Below are 19439 nucleotides of genomic sequence, written 5' to 3'. Positions count from 1 at the left end.
GTTTATGGCTCAATTCTTTATTCATCGTCCTATCTTTGCCTGGGTGATTGCATTGGTGATTATGCTGGCGGGTATTTTGACCCTGACCAAAATGCCGATTGCCCAGTATCCAACCATTGCACCGCCTACAGTCACGATTTCTGCGACTTATCCAGGTGCATCTGCTGAAACGGTCGAAAATACTGTAACCCAGATCATCGAGCAGCAAATGAATGGTCTGGATGGACTGCGTTATATCTCATCTAACAGTGCGGGTAACGGTTCTTCGTCTATTTCCTTGAACTTTGAACAAGGTGTCGATCCTGATATCGCACAGGTTCAGGTCCAGAACAAATTACAGTCTGCGACTGCCCTGCTGCCTGAAGATGTACAGCGTCAGGGTGTGCGTGTTACCAAATCAGGCGCCAGCTTCCTGCAGGTATTGGCTTTCTATTCACCTGATGGCAGCATGACCGCCGATGATATCAAAGACTATGTAAATTCGAACATTTCTGAACCTTTAAGCCGTGTGGCTGGGGTGGGTGAAGTTCAGGTCTTTGGTGGTTCTTATGCTATGCGAATCTGGCTTGATCCAGCCAAAATGGCGAGCCTGCAAGTCACGCCAAGTGATATTGCGACTGCCATCCGTACCCAGAATGCTCAGGTCGCTGTGGGTCAACTCGGTGGTGCACCCGCTGTTGAAGGACAAGTCCTGAATGCGACTGTCACTGCACAAAGCCTGCTGCAAACTCCAGAACAGTTCAGCAATATCTTCCTGAAAAACACCACTTCGGGCGCGCAAGTCCGTCTGGGTGATGTTGCACGGGTTGAACTTGGTGCAGATAATTATCAGTTTGATTCGAAGTTTAACGGTAAACCAGCTGGTGGTGTGGCAATTAAACTTGCCACTGGTGCTAATGCGCTTGATACAGCCCAAGCAGTAGAAGAACGCTTAGAGCAGTTACGTCCGAACTATCCGCAAGGCATGGTCGACCAACTGGCTTTTGACACCACGCCATTTATTGAACTGTCAATCAAGAGTGTAGTTAAAACGCTAATCGAAGCAATTATTCTGGTGTTCCTGGTCATGTTCCTGTTCCTGCAGAACTGGCGTGCTACCATTATTCCAACCATGGCAGTTCCAGTCGTGGTATTGGGTACCTTTGCCGTGATTAATGTCTTCGGCTTCTCGATTAATACCCTAACCATGTTTGCCATGGTACTGGCGATTGGTCTTCTGGTCGATGACGCGATTGTTGTGGTCGAGAACGTCGAACGGGTCATGGTGGAAGAGCATCTGGATCCGGTTTCTGCAACTGAAAAGTCGATGAAACAGATTTCTGGCGCATTGATTGGTATTACCTCGGTGCTGTCGGCAGTATTCGTTCCAATGGCATTCTTCGGTGGAACTACCGGGGTCATTTATCGCCAGTTCTCGATTACGCTGGTCACAGCGATGGTCTTGTCACTGGTGGTTGCCTTAACCTTTACCCCTGCCCTGTGTGCGACCTTGCTGAAACAGCACGATCCGAACAAGCCGGAAAGTAATGGTATTTTTGCGCGTTTCTTCCGCTGGTTTAATAGCAGTTTTGACAAGGTCTCTGTGAAATATCAGGGCGGCGTCAACCGCATGACTCACAGCAAGATTTTCTCAGGCGTGGTGTATGCCGTGGTACTGGGTATTATTGTGCTGTTGTTCCAGAAACTGCCTTCTTCGTTCCTACCGGATGAAGACCAGGGCGTGGTCATGACGCTGGTTCAGTTACCGCCAAATGCAACCTTGGAACGTACCGACAAAGTGGTCAGCACCATGACCAACTATTTCCTGGAAAACGAGAAAGAGCATGTCGAGTCGGTCTTTAGTGTGGCAGGTTTCTCCTTCACGGGTGTGGGACAAAACGCAGGTCTGGCATTTATTAAACTGAAAGACTGGTCAGAGCGTCACAGTCCGGAATCTCAAGTCGGTGCCATTATTCAACGTGGTATGGCGCTGAACATGATTGTCAAAGATGCGTCTTACATCATGCCACTGCAATTACCGGCTATGCCTGAACTGGGTGTGTCGGCTGGCTTTAACTTACAGCTCAAAGCTGCAAGTGGTCAAAGTCATGACCAGCTCCTGGCAGCACGTAATACCATCCTCGGTCTAGCAGCACAAGACTCGCGTCTGGCTGGTGTACGTCCGAATGGTCAGGAAGATAATCCACAGTACCGTGTCATTGTCGATCATGCACAAGCCGGTGCATTGGGCGTGAGTGTTGCTGAAATTAACAGTACCATGGGTATTGCTTGGGGCGGTTCGTATATCAATGACTTCATTGATCGCGGTCGTGTCAAGAAAGTCTATGTTCAGGGTGAAGCTGGCTCGCGTATGATGCCGGAAGATCTGGACCAATGGTATGTGCGTAATAATCGCGGTGAAATGGTGCCATTCTCGGCGTTTGCCACAGGCGAATGGACCTACGGTTCTCCACGTCTTGAGCGTTATAACGGCGTATCGTCCATGAACATTCAGGGTACACCTGCTCCGGGTATCAGCTCGGGTGATGCAATGGTGGCCATGGAAGAAATTGTAGCGAAGTTACCAGAAATGGGCTTGCAAGGTTTCGACTTCGAATGGACAGGTCTGTCTTTAGAAGAGCGTGAATCTGGTGCACAGGCGCCGTTCCTGTATGCCTTGTCACTGCTGATCGTCTTCCTGTGTCTGGCAGCCCTATATGAAAGCTGGTCGATTCCATTCTCGGTTCTACTGGTGGTCCCATTGGGTATTGTCGGTGCATTATTACTCACCTTTGGTGGAATGGTATTACTGCAAAATCCGAACCTGTCGAATAACATTTACTTCCAGGTGGCGATTATTGCCGTGATTGGTCTTTCTGCGAAAAATGCGATCTTGATTGTCGAGTTTGCGAAAGAATTGCAGGAACAAGGTGAAGAGTTATTTGAAGCAACCTTGCATGCGGCAAAAATGCGTTTACGTCCAATTATCATGACCACGTTGGCCTTTGGTTTTGGTATATTACCGCTTGCTCTGGCTTCAGGTGCAGGTGCAGGTAGCCAGCATTCAGTCGGTTATGGTGTACTCGGCGGCGTGATCAGCTCGACCTTGTTAGGTATCTTCTTTATCCCGGTATTCTACGTGTGGATTCGAAGTGTCTTTAAATACAAACCAAAACAACAAAATCAGGAGTATAAGTCGTAATGCAAAATGTATGGTCTATTACAGGTCGTAGCATTGCGGTATCTGCCCTTGCGCTTGCTTTGACGGCCTGTCAAAGCATGCGCAGTCCAGAGCCGGTTGCGCAGGCAGATATCCCGAGCAGCTATACCAATGCGTCTGGTACTTCTGTAGCAGAACAGGGTTATAAAAACTTTTTTGCCGATCAGCGCCTGTTACAGGTGCTGGATCTGGCATTAAACAATAACCGTGATTTGCGTATTGCTGCCCTCAATATTCAACGAGCTCAGCAACAGTATCAGATTACTGAAAACAACCAGTTACCGACGATTGGTGCCAGTGGTAGCGTATTGCGCCAGGACACCATGAATTCCCAGAATCGTGGTGCAGTGACGACTTATAATGTCGGACTGGGTGTAACTGCGTATGAACTAGATTTTTGGGGACGTGTCCGCAGCTTGCGTGACAATGCACTGGATAGTTTCCTGGCGACCCAAAGTGCGCGAGATGCGACGCAAATTGCCTTGATTGGTCAGGTGTCTCAGGCTTGGCTCAGCTATTCGTTTGCCAATGCCAATCTGGCTTTGGCTGAACAAACACTAAAAGCTCAGCTTGAATCTTTCAATCTGAACAAGAAACGTTTTGATGTCGGGATCGACAGCGAGCTTCCAGTGCGTCAGGCGCAAATCTCGGTTGAAACAGCACGTAATGATGTTGCGAATTACCGCACTCAGGTAGCACAGGCACAAAACCTGTTAAACCTGCTGGTCGGTCAGCAAGTGCCTGCGAATTTATTACCAGCACAACGCGTGACCCGCATCACTTCCAATACTGCATTGGGTTCAGGCTTGCCAAGTGATCTATTAATTAACCGTCCAGATGTCCGTGCCGCTGAATACCGTCTATCTGCGGCAGGTGCCAATATTGCGGCAGCACGTGCGCGTCTGTTCCCGACAATTAGTCTGACTGGTTCAGCAGGTTATGCCTCTACTGATTTAGGCGACCTGTTTAAGTCGGGCAGTTTTGCTTGGTCATTTGGTCCGAGTCTGGATATTCCAATTTTTGATTGGGGCACCCGTCAGGCCAATATCCGTATTTCTGAAACCGATCAGCAAATTGCCTTGTCAGATTACGAAAAGTCGATTCAGACTGCTTTCCGTGAAGTGAATGATGCCTTGGCAGTACGTCAGAATATTGGTGACCGTCTGGCAGCTCAGCGCCGTCTGGTCGAAGCCACCAATACCACCTATCGCTTGTCGCAGGCACGTTTCCGCGCCGGAATTGACAGCTATCTGACGGTACTGGATGCACAGCGTGCGTCTTATGCAGCAGAACAAGGTTTGTTATTGCTTGAACAGGCCAATCTGAACAATCAGGTTGAAGTCTACAAAACCCTGGGGGGCGGCTTGAAAGTCAATACGACGGATACCTTGCCGAATACCCCGTCTGTATCTGAACAGCGCCGTGCGGCAGAACAACCAGCGCAATAAATTCCAGACAGATCAGGAAAAGCTCACTTCGGTGGGCTTTTTTTTATTGCATTTTCGAGGCAGTTTTCCTATTGTCATAGACCAGCGATTTATTTAGAAAACATGCACATGTTACTTAGCAATCTGGAATCTGTACCGGGACATACCATTCGCCAGCAAATTGATGTGGTGTATGGCAGTACCGTACGCAGCAAACATGTCGGACGTGACTTATTGGCCGGCCTGAAAAATATTGTCGGTGGTGAGCTTACCGCCTATACCGAACTGCTGGAAGAATCACGACAGGAAGCCATGAACCGCATGATTGAAAAAGCCCGCAGCATGGGTGCCAATGCGATTGTCGGCATTCGTTTCTCGACCTCTAATATTGCCCAAGGTGCTTCTGAACTCTTTGTTTATGGGACAGCCGTAGTCGTTGATCCGATCATGCCGAAATTGCCCGACCCTTTTCCGCAGGCAGATTAAAGCATGGATGGTTTAATTCTCCAGATCATCATTTTTGCCATTCTGTTTAGTGTCGGTTTCGGCTTTGGTCGTTATAACGAACGTAAACATTTTCGTTATCTGGATGAACAGGAACAACGCTTGGCATATATCCGGGTGAACAATAGCCGCTTTATGGTGTCTGAATATTCCGGACAGATGATCAGCAGCAATGTCGTGATTTCCCATGATTATTTTAAATATGCGATTGCCAATGTACAGAATATGCTGGGTGGCCGCCTGACCAGCTATGAAAGTGTAGTAGAACGCGCACGACGTGAAGCGATTGTACGTTTAAAACTCGAAGCCGAAAAAATCGGGGCGACGCAAATTATGGGCATTCGGCTTAGCACGACTGAACTCGGTATGCAAGGTGGCATGGTAGAAGTCTTTGCTTATGGCACGGCAATCCAACAACCCGCTCAATCCGTCTAAAAGCCAGTCCAGAAAAAAATTTATTGAGATGATCACGCCTGCTGCGTGATCCGCGCAGTCAAATGATTCAACTTGAATCAGTTCGACACCTTTAGGATGAAATGTCGTAGAGGAAATGACTGAGGCTGATACTCAGGCCGGTGCAATCTGCTTTATTGCAAACGGTTCTGTGCTAGGATCTTGAGAAGTCAGCAAAACAAATATAAATGGCATGATGCAGTTTCTTCAGTCTATAAAAACGGCGCTTCAATCCCGTCTGTATTTCTTTATTATTTTCCCAGCCATCATTGGATTTTATCTGGTTTTACAAACAGTCACCCCTTTGAGCTGGTCAAGCTGCCTGTTGATCAGCTGGAATATCGCGATTTATGCTTATTTATTATTGACCATAAAAAAACTCTGGCGCATTGATCATGCACATATTCTGCAACGCGCCATGCAACAAGATGCCAGCAAATGGATTATTCTGTTTTTGGTGATCATCACCCTGATCATGTGTTTTATTGCGATTATTATTGAAATTAATCACTTACCCAAAGATACTACCATCCGAACCGGTCATTTAGTCTTGTCAGTTCTGACCATTATTTCAGCCTGGTTCTTGATGCATACGATTTTTGCAATTCATTATGCTCATGACTTTTATCTGGCGCTCGACAAACAGCAACAAGGTGGACTAGATTTCCCCAATACCGCAAGACCGACTTATCCGGACTTTCTATATTTTAGTTATATCATCGGGACTTCTGCGCAAACTGCAGATGTATCCATTACTTGCCAATCCATGCGGGTTCTCAATACCCTACATTTGCTTTTGGCCTACGGATTCAATACCACCATTCTGGCCATCAGTATTAATGTGACGGCAAACTTTATCAGCACTTAAAAAAGTTTTTTGGATAGTGACAGTCACCCTGAAAATAGCGATCTACCGCCCAATCAGCTACCACTATCCTGCGTCTAACCTGAGCAGTTTTTAAATTAAGTCAATCACACTTTTTGATTGCTTCAAGCGGTGAGACCTTTACGCAATTCATCTTCGACAATGCTGAGTTCAATTTCACTAAATTTACGAATCTCACCTTCAGCATGCTTTTCTAGCATGCCACCTAGTAAAGGCACTTTGACTTTGACTGTCCAGTTTAACTGGAACTGGATCTGGTCTTCATCTCCGGTGACTGCACGCTGACAGATGGCCTCGATCGGCAAGTTCGCACCGAGTTGTACCGTTGAGGTCATTTCATTCAGATCACTGACATCGGTACGCTGCAAACGGAATGCGTCTTTTAGTAATTTTTTTGCCATATCCGGAATATTGACATCCAGATTATAAGCACGTTTCAGGGTATACATATGTCCCTGCTTTTCTGAAACCAGGATTTCCAAGTTTTGCGCAGGAATTCGATGGCAAACTGCCTCATGCAAACGAATATCATTGGCCAAACGCTTAAATTCATCAATAGACACGCCATTGATAATTGCTTTCACAGTGAACTGATGTGCCATGCTTTTTTTCCTTATTGTTATTACGATATTCGCCTATGCCACTCCCGACCAATGCGAATAAAAATCAAATACAGAGATGAATCTGCAATTTATATCAACTTTATAGCGGATGTCATTATTCTTTTATCGGGAAATACCGGCAATCCGGCCAATGTTTGCAACATAGTTTTACTAAAAGCTGTGCCTGTCCACAGCTGATCTGTAGCTGCGCTTCGCCATAATAAATCACGGCATGAAACTCATCTGCACCATCGTCCAGACCGGAAACATAGTATTCTGTACCAACCGGGAAAGCCTGCAACCAGTCAGCCTTATAAAAATCCGAGACCGAATCAAACTGTAAATACAGTTCAGGCTCAGCTTCGATCTTCATCGCCAGTGCAATAAACTTCTGTAATTGTGCTTGATGAAAATCAATGATCATAGCACTCCTGCCTTTTTAGTCCGGATCATTGCTCGCCAGACTTCGTAAATTCTAAATGAGTATTTCGAGGATACGACTCGCGAGTTTTAAGGTTTTTCTAGCGCAAGATTATGGCTTAAAGGAGATAAATTATATGAGCTATTTCCGCCAAGGGGCAGAAAAAATCTGAGCTAAGGCATGAGATACCTTTTCTGAATTACAATAGCTTAAGTACGTAGCCTGAGATCTTCAATCGTAGAGAATGACTAAAAGTGGTGTTCTAAGCACAGTCAGAATGCAAAAGTTCCCTGCGAATTTCATGCCGGTGCTCTTCTCCAAAACGGTCGACATGTGCATAAAATACGCCATAGCGACCGACATAATATTCCAGCGACTGATCATAAAAATTCCAGAAAATAGACCATTCACCTAAATCCATCTGACGAATCTGGGTGCCACTGTGCATCGGCATTTTTTGTAATAGTTCTTGCTGTAACTGTTCGGCCTGTGCCCGATTCTCAATATGCACCTGCCGTTGAAAGAATAGCTGTGCCACATCGTCAAACAGTTCCAGTTCATAAGCATCCACCAGATGTACTTGCTGCTCTTGTTCGATGATCTCTTGCTCTGTCATGCTGGAAATCTGTGCCGGTTTTTCTGGTCGCTGACGCGCCAGATGGCGCTGAGCTTTATAGATCTTTATGCCTACGATCCAGGCAGCATTCAACATGAATAAAACACATAACAACAGCAGTAATTTCAGCATGGTTGATGATCTCATGTGACTAATTTTATTTTTATGGTTATAGGATCAAGATTCATTTGAATAGTCCCTTTTGACTCAGCATACGTCTACTTTTTATACAGTGCAAACTTGAGGCTTATTTTTACTATTTATCTTCTCTGCTGCTCATTTGTGCTCAGATTCAAACTTCAATTTATTCAAAAATTGATTTACTTTGATTTTTTATTTTTAACTCTGTAATGAGATTCAAGAACTTGAGATAAACAAACAGGACAAATCAGCAACAGAACCGATCTTCACCTGGAAAAATCACAGCAAACATTCTCAAAAAACTACAATATTGTTCTGTTTTTTACCCTCTTCTTTTTTATCCAATAAACCTTCCCTGTAAATGTTCGAGAAAATGAATAAGAGTATGATTCGTGAAGGGAGGGTGGAAGATATACCTCAAATTATTCAGGTCATTCATGACAGCATTCAGTCTTGTGTACTAGATCATCAGCGTGAAGAAAGCAAAATTCAGACCTGGCTCGAAAAATTTGATCATGCCAGCCTGATTGTCGATATGCTGTATAACGATTGCTGGGTTTATCTCGTGTATGACAAGGTCGTCGGCTTCTTATTGGTCAGTGATGCTGGAGAAATCCGGATACATTATGTGGCCCAACACTGCCAAAGACTGGGATTTGGCACCCAGTTATTTCATCAAATGCATCACGCTTTATTAAAGAAAAAAATTCATCAGATTGAAATACAGTCTACCCAAACTGCTTTAAGTTATTATCAGCACTGCGGCTTTCATCCACATTCTGCCGAGTCAGAAGATGAATCGCGTTATCTGTATAAATATGTTTTTTAATCGGCCTCTTTTTCAATTTTTAACTGATCACGCCCTGCCTGTTTGGCGGCATAAAGCTGCACATCTGCCGCTTTCATCAATTCATGAATATCTGCATAGCCATGTTTTTGTTCAACCCAGGCCGCGCCCATACTGACCGTAACATAATCTTTTGCATCTGGCCGATTCAGATGTTGCATACGCTGTTCCCGAATCTGGTTTAACACATTTTCCAGATTTTGCAGGGCGGTTTGAACCGGCATTCCAGTGAGCAGAATCGCAAACTCTTCACCACCATAACGTGCCAGATAGCCAGACGGTGGCAAAGCGCCTTGAATAATCCTGACCAGATTTTTCAGGATTTCATCGCCTTTTAAGTGGCCATAGTAGTCATTATAGTTTTTAAAAAAATCGACATCGAGCATGGCAAAAATCAAGGTATGTTGCGGCTGTTTTTGGGTCTGTAAAAACTGCTGCTGGATTTCATGATTTAAGGCACGCCGGTTAAAAGCCCCGGTCAGTGCATCAATATTCATTTGCTGTTCCAGTTTGGCATTCACTTCACGCAGCTGCTGGGTCCGTTCTTTAACTTTTTGATCGAGTGAATCGTTGAGCGCGATCAGGTTCAGGTTTAGCTGTTCAGTCTCATAAGTTTGATGTGCATAATGTCTGGACTGCTGAAACATAATTAATAAGGCATAAATACTGGTAGAGATAAAAAACAGATACGTGGTTTCAATTGCATTGATCAGCAACAGATAATCATTCAAAAAGGTGACACAAAGAAAAATAATCGCAATCAGATTTAAACGCGAATAATGCTCTTTATAACGTAAGGTCTGATAAAAGCCGTAAATAAAATTACCGATGATAACCAAGGCAAAAATCGCACTAAATAGGGCGAGACGTTCAAATATCTCAGGAGGTGAGAATAATGTAAAAATAATATTAAAGACCAGTAATACCACCGCGATATAATAAATCACTGGATTTAAATAGCGCCGGTTAAACAGATGCATATAACTGAGAAAAAAGAAGGCAGCAATAAAAGTAAACAGATACTCTAAGCGGGCTCCCCACAGCCAGTTGATATTGGTAAATACCGTATAGGCATAAGGTGCAGAAAACAGATTATGCAGGGCCAAAAAGACAATAAACCAGCCAAAAACAAAGATACTTTTACTGTTACGTTCTTGTGATCCCCTGAATACCGAAAATAGAATAGTAAACATCCCCACCCCAAGCACCGCCCCACACACCATGGCGATACTCATCATGAGCTGCTGGAATTGGCGATTGATGGTAGCTGCAACGCCGATCTGCATTGGTCGTTCGAGACCGCCATGCAAGTGGGTATAATTGGAAGCCTGAATGCTTAAGGTAATATACTCAGTGTCTGGAACAAAATAGCCAATACGCGGTGCTTTCTCAGTCACCTGTTTGTCAGGTATGGTACTGATTTCCCCGAGACGGACAATAAACTGTCCATTGACATATACCCGATAGGCGCCGTATTGGGTTGGAATCCGAATCGCGATGCGTCGCCCGAGAAATTCTTTCGGAATTTTAAAATAACCAATAAAGGTACCGTAGCCAGAGTTTGAACCCGCCAGAGTTTTAAAAGAGGCTGGCAATTCAACTGTTTTTGACTGGAGTACGGGGCTGGGCTGAACAATAAACTGACTCGGATAAAACAGCCATTTTCCCTGCAAGGCACTAGTGCTATGTTCGGTAAAATGAACTTCAGTAATATGGTCGTGAGATTGCTGCTGAAATGACGGCGAAGGGAGTTCATCCTGAGCGATTGCTGAACTTATGATGCAAGTCATCCAGCTCAAGGCACAGACAAATACGAAAAAACAGACATTCCTTATCAAGTTATGCAAATACGTTATATCTCAAAATAATTCTTTATTATTCTTATAATCTACAAGGAATATTTTTGATTTCAAATCTTTTTAGATGTTTTTTGTAGCTTCTCCGGCACAGCTTATTTTGAAGCGACTGCACCGGAACCAGCGTATATCTTTGAATAAAAAATATAACTTATATTCAGCTAGTTAAATCATTTTAATCACGTGTTTTTACGTCAAACAATTCAATTTCAAAAATCAGGTTGGAATTGGCCGGAATGACTTTACCCATTTTGCGTTCGCCATAGGCCAAATGTGCAGGCACCATCAGTTTACGCTTACCGCCAACTTTCATTCCCAGAATACCCTGATCCCAACCTTTGATCACACGACCGGTACCAATGACAGTTTCAAAATAATTACCACGGTCAATTGAAGAATCGAACTTGGTTCCATCTTCCAGCCAGCCAGTATAGTGCGTGGTAATTAAGGCACCTTTTACCGCTTCTTTACCTTCGCCTACTTTTAAATCAATAATTTCAAGTTCGTTGATCATGGTTATTTACCTGAGAGGAGCATAAAATTCAAAGCTCAGTATAAACTGGAATGCTCTATATTTTTAAGTCTGGGCCATTGATGGGTTAAAAGCTGAGTTCCTGAATATTCTTATCATTGAGTAAATACTGGGTTAATTCTTGATGATTCTTGGCCGATCCCATCAGAATCCAGCGTCCGACAATCTGTTGATCAATTTTTTTTTGTGAGGAATGCACCACTTTTAACTGATAACGTTTAAATAACATTTCGTAGTGATCAGAATCATTCTGATCGAATGGGCAGACGATTTCATAGCTGCGTTCCTGATTCAGAGATTCAATGCCGCGCTGGACATACATCAATAGAACCAGCACCGCCATGACAATAAAAGTAGCCCAAATACTTAAGAGTTCATAGCCTGCACCGACCGCCATGCCGAGTGCTGCCGTCATCCAGATCGTGGTTGCGGTGGTAATTCCAGAAATACGGTTATCATCTTTCAGGATAACACCGGCACCCAGAAAACCCAGTCCAGTCAAGACATTGGCGGCCAGCCGGTCAGGATTGGCCACGCCTATTTTCAGGGAGATAATGGTAAATAAACAGGAACTCAGACTGACCATAATCATGGTACGCAATCCAGCAGATTTACTGTGATACTCACGCTCTGCACCAATAATTGCGCCAATCGCGACAGCCAGCAGTAAATCATAAAGTTCATGGTACATGGTGCAACCCTGCGTATTCTTATTCCTCAGATATACGCAATTTGAGCTACAGGATACAAGTCCAGACTTGCATCCTTATTTGGCCTTATTGTAACTGTTCCCACTCCACCAGCACCTGGCCCTGATCGCCAATCAAGGTCCATTCACCATCCATCACATTGAGCTGTAACTGCATGGTGCGTTCGCATAACTGTGGCAATGCGTCGGTGGTTGCGGTAGATAACTTCCACACTTCCACATTTTTTAAGATTTTTAATTTGCTGCTGCGCTTATACCATTCATCCACCGCAGAACCATAGGTGACGACTGCGACCTGCTTGCAACGCGCACTCGCCTTTTTGACTTTATCTTCGTCCGGGCTACCGACTTCAATCCATTTGACCAGTTGCCCGGTCAGATCCTTTTCCCAGAGTGCCGGTTCATCGGTTTCAAACAGATCCTTGGTAAATTCCAGTGCTTCATCGGCATAGCGTGCATAGGCCAGAATACGCACCATCAAGCGTTCAATGGTTTCTGAAGGATGCAGCGCCATCGTCAGCTGATAATCCTCATAACGATGCGTATCCATGTCCGCAATATTCAAATCAACCTTATAAATCGTCGCTTTTAACGCCATCACATAATCCTCAAATTTGGCGCCTAGCATATAAGATTTAGCGCTATTTTGCTGAACAGATTTAGGCCAATAATTCATTCAGCGCACTAGAAACAGTACCATTATTTCTCTGGATCCATACGACATTGCATCAGGGCAGTTTCAAAGGCCAGCCAATCCCGTGACTGTTGATAAATCACTTCTACCCGGTTATCAATGCCTTCATCTGCCGACTGATAATTAAACTGCTCAGGATTAAAATTAAAGCTTTTCCAGCCTTGATCCGTATTAAAAATTCCCTTGATTCTGAGCCAGTCTTTTTGTTCACAGAGCAGATCCAGCAGATCATAAAAATTGAATTGCCAGCGTTTTGGGAATTTCCAGCCCGCAACCTGATAACCCTGCGCGCTTTCTACATAATGATAAGGCATTTGCTGAATCACTAAGGGCGTATCTGCTGAACGGGTGATCTGTTGCTGTTTTAACAAAGGCTGAATCTGACGGGCGGAACCCCGATAGTCCTGCTTGATCAGTTCGATATCGAGTTGTCCATGCTCGGTGAACAACCACTGTTGGGCATAAGGTTGATATTCTGTCTGAAGTTGCGTGAGTGCTGCGTGGTCTGCGGTTGTCATCAAGTCAGTATGTGAAATCACCACAATATGCGCTGCCTTGAGTTGGTCTGCGTACAGGTTTTGCTGAGTCCAGTCTCGATCATGCAAACGTGAACCATCTACCACTGTGACCAATGCCTGCATGTTTAAATGACTCTGCCAGTGCGGTTCGGTCAGCTGTTCCAGTAATTGGCCAGGATGCCCCAGTCCGGTAGGTTCGATAAACAGACGATCCGGTTTCACTTCTGACAGCAGGCGTGACAAGGCAATCTGCATCGGCAATTGGCTACTGCAACATAGACAACCACCCAACAGCTCTTTGACCGCATAACCCTGATCTTGCGGCAATAACTGCTGGTCTACCCCAATCTGGCCGAATTCATTCATTAGCACAGCCCAGATTTCCTGTTCCGGTTTTTGCTGTAATAAATGTTTGAGTAGTGTGGTTTTACCTGCACCCAAAAATCCGGAAATGATATGGACAGGAATAGCCTGCGACGCTGACAGAATTTTCAAAATCGACTCTCAAGAGATTGAATAGAAATAGCAATACTCTGCATTATAAAGCACAGTGTGACTTTAAAATGCGTGTTCTTCGCAAACACGGCGTGAAAATCACAGAGATAAAAATTAATGGAATGATCCCAAATTACCAATTTTCTATGTTAACTTTTATTTCAAATTGGATTCTTGAAATATTCACACACACTTTCATTAAATAAAACTCCGCATAATTAACAGAAATAAAACAACTTTCTCAGTTTTGTATCTGCTGGGTTATTCCCTGCGTGTCGCTTTTGTTAATTGATTTGCTCAGTAAAATTTCAGTGCTTAGGATGGGCATCTGTCGAATTGATGTGATGGTCAGCTCGGCAGATTACATGACATGAATAAAAGGATGCCAAAAATGAAATATGCACAAATCTTACTTGCCACTACGCTTACTGCTGCTGCAGCCACCAGTTTTGCTGACAGCAAAACCACAGATGCGAAAACCACCACTGCAGAAGAAAAAGTGATTGTGACTACACAAGAATTACCTGAATCGAATGCTCCTGTTGCAGGTGCATCTGCAGAGCAGCCTGCTGCCTCTGAAGCTGCTATAGAAAGCACGCCCCCTGCAAAACCTGCTGCACGTTAATTAATTGAACGACTCGTTTAATCCTTCAATGAAAATATCAGGGACAGTAATTCTCCAGTAGGCTTTGTCCTATACTGCCCCCGATATTATTCGATGCTGAATCATGCTTGATGCTGGTTCAGCATTTTTATTGCACAAAATCTATTTATCACCATAGTCAAAACTGATCATAGAATTAATACGGGCTATCAAATTTTTATTATTTTTATAATTAAAATCAATTGTTTATTTAAAAACCACCTATTTCATTCCAATATTATCCATATACTTAAGCTACTATCGCCTAACTTGTTTCTAGCTTCTAACTGTCCCTTAATAGCATCAAATGCAAGTCGATTGAATGGACATTCGCTATGAGCAATACTAATTACACTACTGAAGTGGCAATCCTTGGCGCCGGCCCTGTCGGCTTAACCATTGCCAACTATCTGAGCAAGCAAGGCATAGCTGTCACGATTGTCGAGCAACTGGATAGTTTGATTGATTATCCACGTGCGATTGGAATCGATGATGAATCCTTGCGTACCATTCAATCTTTGGGTTTAGTCGATCAAGTCTTACCGCATACCACTCCGAATCATGCGATGCGCTTCTTGACGCCTAAAGGTCGCTGTTTTGCTGATATTCAACCTTTAACACGTGAGTTCGGTTTCTCGCGCCGTAATGCCTTTATTCAGCCACAAGTTGATAACGTCCTACTGCAAGGCTTAAAGCAATATAAAAACACCCAAGTGCTGTTTTCTCGTCAATTGACTCAGTTTAGTCAAGATGCTGACGGCGTAATACTCAATCTGCAAAATAAAGAGGGCGATGCAGAAACCATCCGCGCTCAATATCTGATTGCCTGTGATGGCGGTAATTCTTATGTGCGCCGCAACCTGGGCATTGCCTTTGAAGGTGAAACCGCACCGAATCAATGGATCGTGATCGATCTTGAGAATGACCCGCTTGCTACACCGCATATTTACTTATGTTGTGATCCGGTTCGTCCTTATGTATCAGCTGCTTTGCCACATGGTATTCGACGCTTTGAATTTATGGTCATGCCGGGTGAAACGCAGGAAGAACTGAGCAAACCGGAAAATATTGCCAAACTTCTGTCCAAGGTCTTACCAAGCACGGATGGTATCGAAGTGATCCGTCAGCGTGTTTATACCCATAATGCCCGTATTGCCGACAAGTTCCGTGTCGACCGTATTTTGCTGGCCGGTGATGCTGCGCACATCATGCCGGTATGGCAAGGTCAGGGTTATAACAGCGGTATGCGTGATGCCTTTAACCTGGCCTGGAAAATGGCACTGGTTGTTCAAGGTAAAGCTGGCCCAGCACTTTTAGATTCGTATCAGATCGAACGTAAAGACCATGCCAAGGCGATGATTGACCTGTCGGTGATGGCAGGTCACGTACTGGCACCACCGAAAAAATGGCAAGGATTTGTTCGTGACAGCATTGCCTATGCCCTGAACTATATCAAGCCGATCAAACAATATCTGCTGGAAATGCGCTTTAAACCGATGCCGAAATATCATGACGGCGCACTTTTGAGTAACGGAGCCAAGAACTCTCCGGTCGGTAAGATGTTTATCCAGCCTCAGGTTCAGCTGGCTTCGGGTGAAACCGTATTACTGGATGAAGTGATCGGCAATGATTTTGCGATTATTGCTTGGGGTGTCGATCCGAAATGGGGTCTGAGCCCAGATACGTTGCAACAGTGGAAAACGCTCCGCGTGAAATTCATTCAGGTAATTCCTGCGGTGCAATTGCAAAATAGCCAGCGTAAACAGTATGAAGATGTCATCACCATTGGTGATATCGGCACAGATATCCGCTCGTGGTTTGGCAACACGTCTGATTCAGTTGTGATCTTGCGTCCTGACCGTTTCGTAGCTGCCCTGGCCATTCCTCAATCGATGGAAAGCACCAGCCAGCAACTGTTTAAAAAGCTTTACCTGAAATAATATTAGGGTCACTTTTCACCACGCTTCGGCGTGGTTTTTTTTATTGTTTTAGATCTCCCGGACAATATATAGACAGAGGAATTAGACTCGGTACTCTTGAAACCACGGGATATCTTTCAGGGAATCACGGCGAGCCATCTGCTGCAGGAAGAGCCTAAACTCGTCAAATGGCGGTAAAATTTTCGCAGATATGGCGAAGATCAAACAGTAAGCCACATAGAGATCCGCCGCCGAGACTTTTTCACCCAACAGATAAGGACTAGCCTGCCCGATGCCCTGTTGCAGAAAATCAAATACGGCTGCTTCATTCCCAAAACTTAAACTTCTCCGGTTCTTTTCAATATTTTCTGGCGACACCTGCAAATTTTTTATATCGATATATTCGGTGAAGGGTCCATGACAGAAAAACATCCATTTTAAATACGCCCCACGCTTCGGATCATCCAAAGCAGGTGCCAATCCTTTGTCACGATATTTATCTGCCAGATAGATAAAAATAGCGGCCATTTCTGAAATAATGACACCTTGATCCACCAGACAGGGAACTTTTCCCATCGGATTGATCTGTGTATACGCCTGCTGATGCATATGCTCATAGGCGACTTCCACCTGTTCAATCTGGTCTTCAATCTGCAATTCTTTCAGTAAAGGCAACAAGGTCAGGCCACGTGATTGCGGGTTGTTATAGAGCTTCATCATCCTGCTTCAACCGGTTTTTATTGTTAGAGGTTCAGTATAAAGTGATTTGCAGTCCCGATTTAAAAGGATGTGCTACAGATCATTTCTGTCGCACGGCTTTTTAGATGGGCAGATTGAAGGTTTAAATATTAAAAAAGATCCACACAAAACTTTTCTTTTAATACTTTCAAAATCAGATCAATCACCACATGTTTTTGATCCTTGCGATAATTGGCATACAGTCCAATCATCGGTAACGGTTCTAGGGTCTTTTTCACCACAATATTATCGCCGAGCAATGGAATCACATAGGCTGGCACCAGACTCCAGCCCACGCCCATTCCCACCAGATTGACATTGAGCAGAATATTGGTGGAATACTGCACCACATTCACTTTTAATTTGGACTGTTTAAAAAAATCCTGAATCAGCTTATGCAGTTGCGGTGAGGACTGCTCATCACTAATTACAAAGTCCTGATTTTCAAAACTCTTGATACTGACATAGGGCAAGGCCGCAGCCGGGGAATCTTTCGGCACAATCAAGGTTAAAGGCTCATCAAAAATGCGGATCGAATCAAATTCACTCAACTGCCCCGGATAACGGGTAAAGGCAATATCGATCTGTCCATTTCTTAAGGCACTAAACTGCTCTGCATCGGTCAGACTGTGAAACTGTGCTTTCAGTTCAGGAAAATGCGCGCGGATATTCGGCATGATATAAGGAAAGACTTTCATTTCCGCGACCGGGACAAAACCGATATTCAGCTGGTCCTGCTGTGCATTGGCGATCTGTCTGGCAGTCTGAATGGCGCGCTCTGCATGCTCAAGACTCAATAAAGCTTCTTTTAAAAATGCCTGACCGGCTTCAGTGAGCCCGACCTTACGGTTATTCCGCTCCAGCAACTGTACGCCAACCTCACGTTCCAGATCCTTGATTTGCTGGCTCAGTGATGGCTGTACCGTATTTAATTTTTCCGCGGCACGGGTAAAGTTCAGTTCCTGCGCCACTGTAACGAAATAACGTAAATGTCTTAATTCCATTTTATAACTCCAAACTTGCCGGGCGCTTATTTTTGCTTTTTGGCAACATACTGACGATAAACCAATATCGTCACAATGACGAGTACAGCACTCAAAACATAGGTGGTTTCAAAGCCCCAATAGGCAATCAATATTCCCATGGCTACGGAACCGATCGCTAAACCCAGATCAAACAGGGTAAAGAAGGTTGAAATCGCATGTCCCATACGCTGTTTGTCGACCGACTGAATGGCCAAGGTCTGCAAACATGGGAATAGTGAACCATAACCGATCCCAATAAACACCGCCGACAACCATAATATCCATTGATTGGAAATCAGGCTGACAATCACCAGACCAATGGCAAAGAAAATAAATGAAGGATAAATAACTGCACTGGGTCCCTTACGGTCATAAATCTTTCCAACCCAAGGTCTGACCAGCAACATGGACGCTGCAAAGACAATAAAGAATACGCTGGTATAGGCTAAAAGCTGCTTGGTTTCACTAAATGCAGTAATAAAGCTCATGATGCCCGAGTAGGCAAAAGCGGTTAATAAAGCCACGAAACTTACCGCCAGAACTTTGACTTCCAGAATATCCTGCAAGCTCAAGCTGGTTTTCTCTTTGCTTATGGCTTCAGGTTTTGGTAACTCTGTGATTTTGAGCATCCAGCAAAAGATTAATCCCAAAGAAATAATAACGGCAAGAATGCCAAATAAGACCTTGAAGCTGGTGAACTGAATCACGGTCAATGCCAGCAAGGGCCCAAATACCACACCCAGATTGGTTGACATGACAAAATAACCCATGCCCTCACCTTTGCGCTGTTCAGGAATAAATTCATTGGCGACGGGTACTGCCACCGTGGTCAAAATACTGAACCAGATGCCATGTAAAAAACGCACCAGCAACAGCGACCACATGCTATCTACCAGCAAATAACTAAAGGCAAATAAGGCAAAAATCACACCTGCGCCGCGCATCGAGATTTTCTTGCCGAGCTTTTCGATGATCATGCCGGAAAATGGCCGAATCGCAATCGAAGAGGCCAAAAATAGCGTCAGCGCCAACCCAGCTTCTTTTACCGAACCGCCCAGATCTTTCATGATGTAAATCGGCAAGATGGTCAGTAAGGCAAAGTAATAAACGAACAGGAAAAAATTATTGAATAAGCACAAGATAAATGAGCGATTCCATAACCGCTCAGCGCTAACTGACATAATCACCAACTTTTAAAATTTGTAGGGAAATAG

19 protein-coding genes are annotated in these 19439 nt (G+C 44.3%); 8 read left to right on the top strand and 11 right to left on the bottom strand.

The features are described from left to right. Positions 1 to 4 precede the first annotated feature (4 nt). The 5 genes from ACO1B7_RS10895 to ACO1B7_RS10875 all read left to right on the top strand — a co-directional run bounded on the left by ACO1B7_RS10895 (position 5) and on the right by ACO1B7_RS10875 (position 6451). Positions 5 to 3181, top strand: a complete 3177-nt coding sequence (locus tag ACO1B7_RS10895) for an efflux RND transporter permease subunit (protein ID WP_423090196.1) — start codon at positions 5 to 7, stop codon at positions 3179 to 3181. Further along, positions 3181 to 4647: a multidrug efflux RND transporter AdeIJK outer membrane channel subunit AdeK gene (adeK, locus tag ACO1B7_RS10890; protein ID WP_004280647.1), complete on the top strand. Its 1467-nt coding sequence runs from the start codon at positions 3181 to 3183 to the stop codon at positions 4645 to 4647. The genes ACO1B7_RS10895 and adeK overlap by 1 nt, the downstream gene beginning before the upstream one ends. A gap of 108 nt (positions 4648 to 4755) precedes the next feature. Further along, a complete protein-coding gene (locus tag ACO1B7_RS10885) occupies positions 4756 to 5112 on the top strand; it encodes a YbjQ family protein (protein ID WP_005104015.1) in 357 nt (118 codons plus the stop codon). A gap of 3 nt (positions 5113 to 5115) precedes the next feature. Next, positions 5116 to 5565: a YbjQ family protein gene (locus ACO1B7_RS10880; protein ID WP_423090195.1), complete on the top strand. Its 450-nt coding sequence runs from the start codon at positions 5116 to 5118 to the stop codon at positions 5563 to 5565. A 211-nt stretch (positions 5566 to 5776) separates the two neighbouring features. Then, positions 5777 to 6451, top strand: a complete 675-nt coding sequence (locus ACO1B7_RS10875; protein WP_423090194.1) for a DUF1345 domain-containing protein — start codon at positions 5777 to 5779, stop codon at positions 6449 to 6451. A 122-nt stretch (positions 6452 to 6573) separates the two neighbouring features. On the opposite strand, the gene ACO1B7_RS10870 is transcribed toward ACO1B7_RS10875, so the two are convergent. The 3 genes from ACO1B7_RS10870 to ACO1B7_RS10860 all read right to left on the bottom strand — a co-directional run bounded on the left by ACO1B7_RS10870 (position 6574) and on the right by ACO1B7_RS10860 (position 8240). Next, positions 6574 to 7071, bottom strand: coding sequence for a DUF2505 family protein (locus tag ACO1B7_RS10870; protein WP_423090193.1), 498 nt, complete (start codon positions 7069 to 7071; stop codon positions 6574 to 6576). A 115-nt stretch (positions 7072 to 7186) separates the two neighbouring features. Then, entirely contained in the window at positions 7187 to 7495 is a 309-nt protein-coding gene (locus ACO1B7_RS10865) for a hypothetical protein (RefSeq protein ID WP_423090192.1), read from the bottom strand. A gap of 259 nt (positions 7496 to 7754) precedes the next feature. Continuing rightward, entirely contained in the window at positions 7755 to 8240 is a 486-nt protein-coding gene (locus ACO1B7_RS10860) for a hypothetical protein (RefSeq protein ID WP_253172351.1), read from the bottom strand. A 370-nt stretch (positions 8241 to 8610) separates the two neighbouring features. Here ACO1B7_RS10860 and ACO1B7_RS10855 point away from each other — a divergent pair, with 370 nt between their 5' ends. Beyond that, the gene (locus tag ACO1B7_RS10855) at positions 8611 to 9078 is read left to right on the top strand and encodes a GNAT family N-acetyltransferase (RefSeq protein ID WP_423090191.1); all 468 of its coding nucleotides are present in this window, start codon (positions 8611 to 8613) and stop codon (positions 9076 to 9078) included. On the opposite strand, the gene ACO1B7_RS10850 is transcribed toward ACO1B7_RS10855, so the two are convergent. From ACO1B7_RS10850 to ACO1B7_RS10830, 5 genes are all read right to left on the bottom strand, one after another. After that, positions 9075 to 10886 (bottom strand): sensor domain-containing diguanylate cyclase, encoded by a 1812-nt coding sequence (locus ACO1B7_RS10850; protein ID WP_423090190.1) that lies wholly within the window; start codon positions 10884 to 10886, stop codon positions 9075 to 9077. The genes ACO1B7_RS10855 and ACO1B7_RS10850 overlap by 4 nt on opposite strands. A gap of 241 nt (positions 10887 to 11127) precedes the next feature. Beyond that, positions 11128 to 11466, bottom strand: a complete 339-nt coding sequence (locus ACO1B7_RS10845; RefSeq protein WP_004280661.1) for an FKBP-type peptidyl-prolyl cis-trans isomerase — start codon at positions 11464 to 11466, stop codon at positions 11128 to 11130. A gap of 85 nt (positions 11467 to 11551) precedes the next feature. After that, complete coding sequence (locus ACO1B7_RS10840; RefSeq protein WP_224215651.1) at positions 11552 to 12175, bottom strand: MgtC/SapB family protein; 624 nt, start codon at positions 12173 to 12175, stop codon at positions 11552 to 11554. 85 nt (positions 12176 to 12260) lie between these two features. Next, a complete protein-coding gene (locus tag ACO1B7_RS10835; protein ID WP_026055736.1) occupies positions 12261 to 12791 on the bottom strand; it encodes a YaeQ family protein in 531 nt (176 codons plus the stop codon). Between the two features lie 101 nt (positions 12792 to 12892). Further along, entirely contained in the window at positions 12893 to 13900 is a 1008-nt protein-coding gene (locus ACO1B7_RS10830; protein ID WP_253139031.1) for a CobW family GTP-binding protein, read from the bottom strand. A gap of 391 nt (positions 13901 to 14291) precedes the next feature. Between ACO1B7_RS10830 and ACO1B7_RS10825 the strand changes: the two genes are divergently transcribed. Both ACO1B7_RS10825 and ACO1B7_RS10820 read left to right on the top strand, forming a co-directional pair. Continuing rightward, the gene (locus tag ACO1B7_RS10825; protein ID WP_219308707.1) at positions 14292 to 14525 is read left to right on the top strand and encodes a hypothetical protein; all 234 of its coding nucleotides are present in this window, start codon (positions 14292 to 14294) and stop codon (positions 14523 to 14525) included. A 353-nt stretch (positions 14526 to 14878) separates the two neighbouring features. Then, positions 14879 to 16483, top strand: a complete 1605-nt coding sequence (locus ACO1B7_RS10820) for a bifunctional 3-(3-hydroxy-phenyl)propionate/3-hydroxycinnamic acid hydroxylase (protein WP_253174387.1) — start codon at positions 14879 to 14881, stop codon at positions 16481 to 16483. A gap of 81 nt (positions 16484 to 16564) precedes the next feature. Here the strand turns inward: ACO1B7_RS10820 and ACO1B7_RS10815 are convergent, their stop codons facing one another. From ACO1B7_RS10815 to ACO1B7_RS10805, 3 genes are all read right to left on the bottom strand, one after another. Beyond that, the gene (locus ACO1B7_RS10815; protein WP_253174386.1) at positions 16565 to 17179 is read right to left on the bottom strand and encodes a glutathione S-transferase family protein; all 615 of its coding nucleotides are present in this window, start codon (positions 17177 to 17179) and stop codon (positions 16565 to 16567) included. Positions 17180 to 17310: 131 nt separating this feature from the next. Then, complete coding sequence (locus ACO1B7_RS10810) at positions 17311 to 18204, bottom strand: LysR substrate-binding domain-containing protein (protein WP_191112525.1); 894 nt, start codon at positions 18202 to 18204, stop codon at positions 17311 to 17313. Positions 18205 to 18230: 26 nt separating this feature from the next. Next, on the bottom strand, positions 18231 to 19406 hold the full coding sequence (locus ACO1B7_RS10805; protein WP_253174385.1) for an MFS transporter: 1176 nt from the start codon (positions 19404 to 19406) through the stop codon (positions 18231 to 18233). Between the last annotated feature and the right edge of the window lie 33 nt (positions 19407 to 19439).

The sequence above is a fragment of the Acinetobacter lwoffii genome (assembly GCF_049367455.1).
Classification (GTDB): domain Bacteria; phylum Pseudomonadota; class Gammaproteobacteria; order Pseudomonadales; family Moraxellaceae; genus Acinetobacter; species Acinetobacter lwoffii_W.
Note: the sequence above shows the minus strand (reverse complement) of the source record. Positions and strands in the feature narration are given on the sequence as shown.

Coding starts and splice junctions, on each gene's coding strand:
- ACO1B7_RS10885 (WP_005104015.1), top strand. CDS start 4,756: ATGTTACTTAGCAATCTGGAATCTGTACCGGGACATACCATTCGCCAG.
- ACO1B7_RS10875 (WP_423090194.1), top strand. CDS start 5,777: ATGATGCAGTTTCTTCAGTCTATAAAAACGGCGCTTCAATCCCGTCTG.
- ACO1B7_RS10865 (WP_423090192.1), bottom strand. CDS start 7,495: ATGATCATTGATTTTCATCAAGCACAATTACAGAAGTTTATTGCACTG.
- ACO1B7_RS10860 (WP_253172351.1), bottom strand. CDS start 8,240: ATGCTGAAATTACTGCTGTTGTTATGTGTTTTATTCATGTTGAATGCT.
- ACO1B7_RS10825 (WP_219308707.1), top strand. CDS start 14,292: ATGAAATATGCACAAATCTTACTTGCCACTACGCTTACTGCTGCTGCA.
- ACO1B7_RS10835 (WP_026055736.1), bottom strand. CDS start 12,791: ATGGCGTTAAAAGCGACGATTTATAAGGTTGATTTGAATATTGCGGAC.
- ACO1B7_RS10820 (WP_253174387.1), top strand. CDS start 14,879: ATGAGCAATACTAATTACACTACTGAAGTGGCAATCCTTGGCGCCGGC.
- ACO1B7_RS10870 (WP_423090193.1), bottom strand. CDS start 7,071: ATGGCACATCAGTTCACTGTGAAAGCAATTATCAATGGCGTGTCTATT.
- ACO1B7_RS10805 (WP_253174385.1), bottom strand. CDS start 19,406: ATGTCAGTTAGCGCTGAGCGGTTATGGAATCGCTCATTTATCTTGTGC.
- adeK (WP_004280647.1), top strand. CDS start 3,181: ATGCAAAATGTATGGTCTATTACAGGTCGTAGCATTGCGGTATCTGCC.
- ACO1B7_RS10810 (WP_191112525.1), bottom strand. CDS start 18,204: ATGGAATTAAGACATTTACGTTATTTCGTTACAGTGGCGCAGGAACTG.
- ACO1B7_RS10855 (WP_423090191.1), top strand. CDS start 8,611: ATGTTCGAGAAAATGAATAAGAGTATGATTCGTGAAGGGAGGGTGGAA.
- ACO1B7_RS10895 (WP_423090196.1), top strand. CDS start 5: ATGGCTCAATTCTTTATTCATCGTCCTATCTTTGCCTGGGTGATTGCA.
- ACO1B7_RS10845 (WP_004280661.1), bottom strand. CDS start 11,466: ATGATCAACGAACTTGAAATTATTGATTTAAAAGTAGGCGAAGGTAAA.
- ACO1B7_RS10840 (WP_224215651.1), bottom strand. CDS start 12,175: ATGTACCATGAACTTTATGATTTACTGCTGGCTGTCGCGATTGGCGCA.
- ACO1B7_RS10850 (WP_423090190.1), bottom strand. CDS start 10,886: ATGACTTGCATCATAAGTTCAGCAATCGCTCAGGATGAACTCCCTTCG.
- ACO1B7_RS10815 (WP_253174386.1), bottom strand. CDS start 17,179: ATGAAGCTCTATAACAACCCGCAATCACGTGGCCTGACCTTGTTGCCT.
- ACO1B7_RS10880 (WP_423090195.1), top strand. CDS start 5,116: ATGGATGGTTTAATTCTCCAGATCATCATTTTTGCCATTCTGTTTAGT.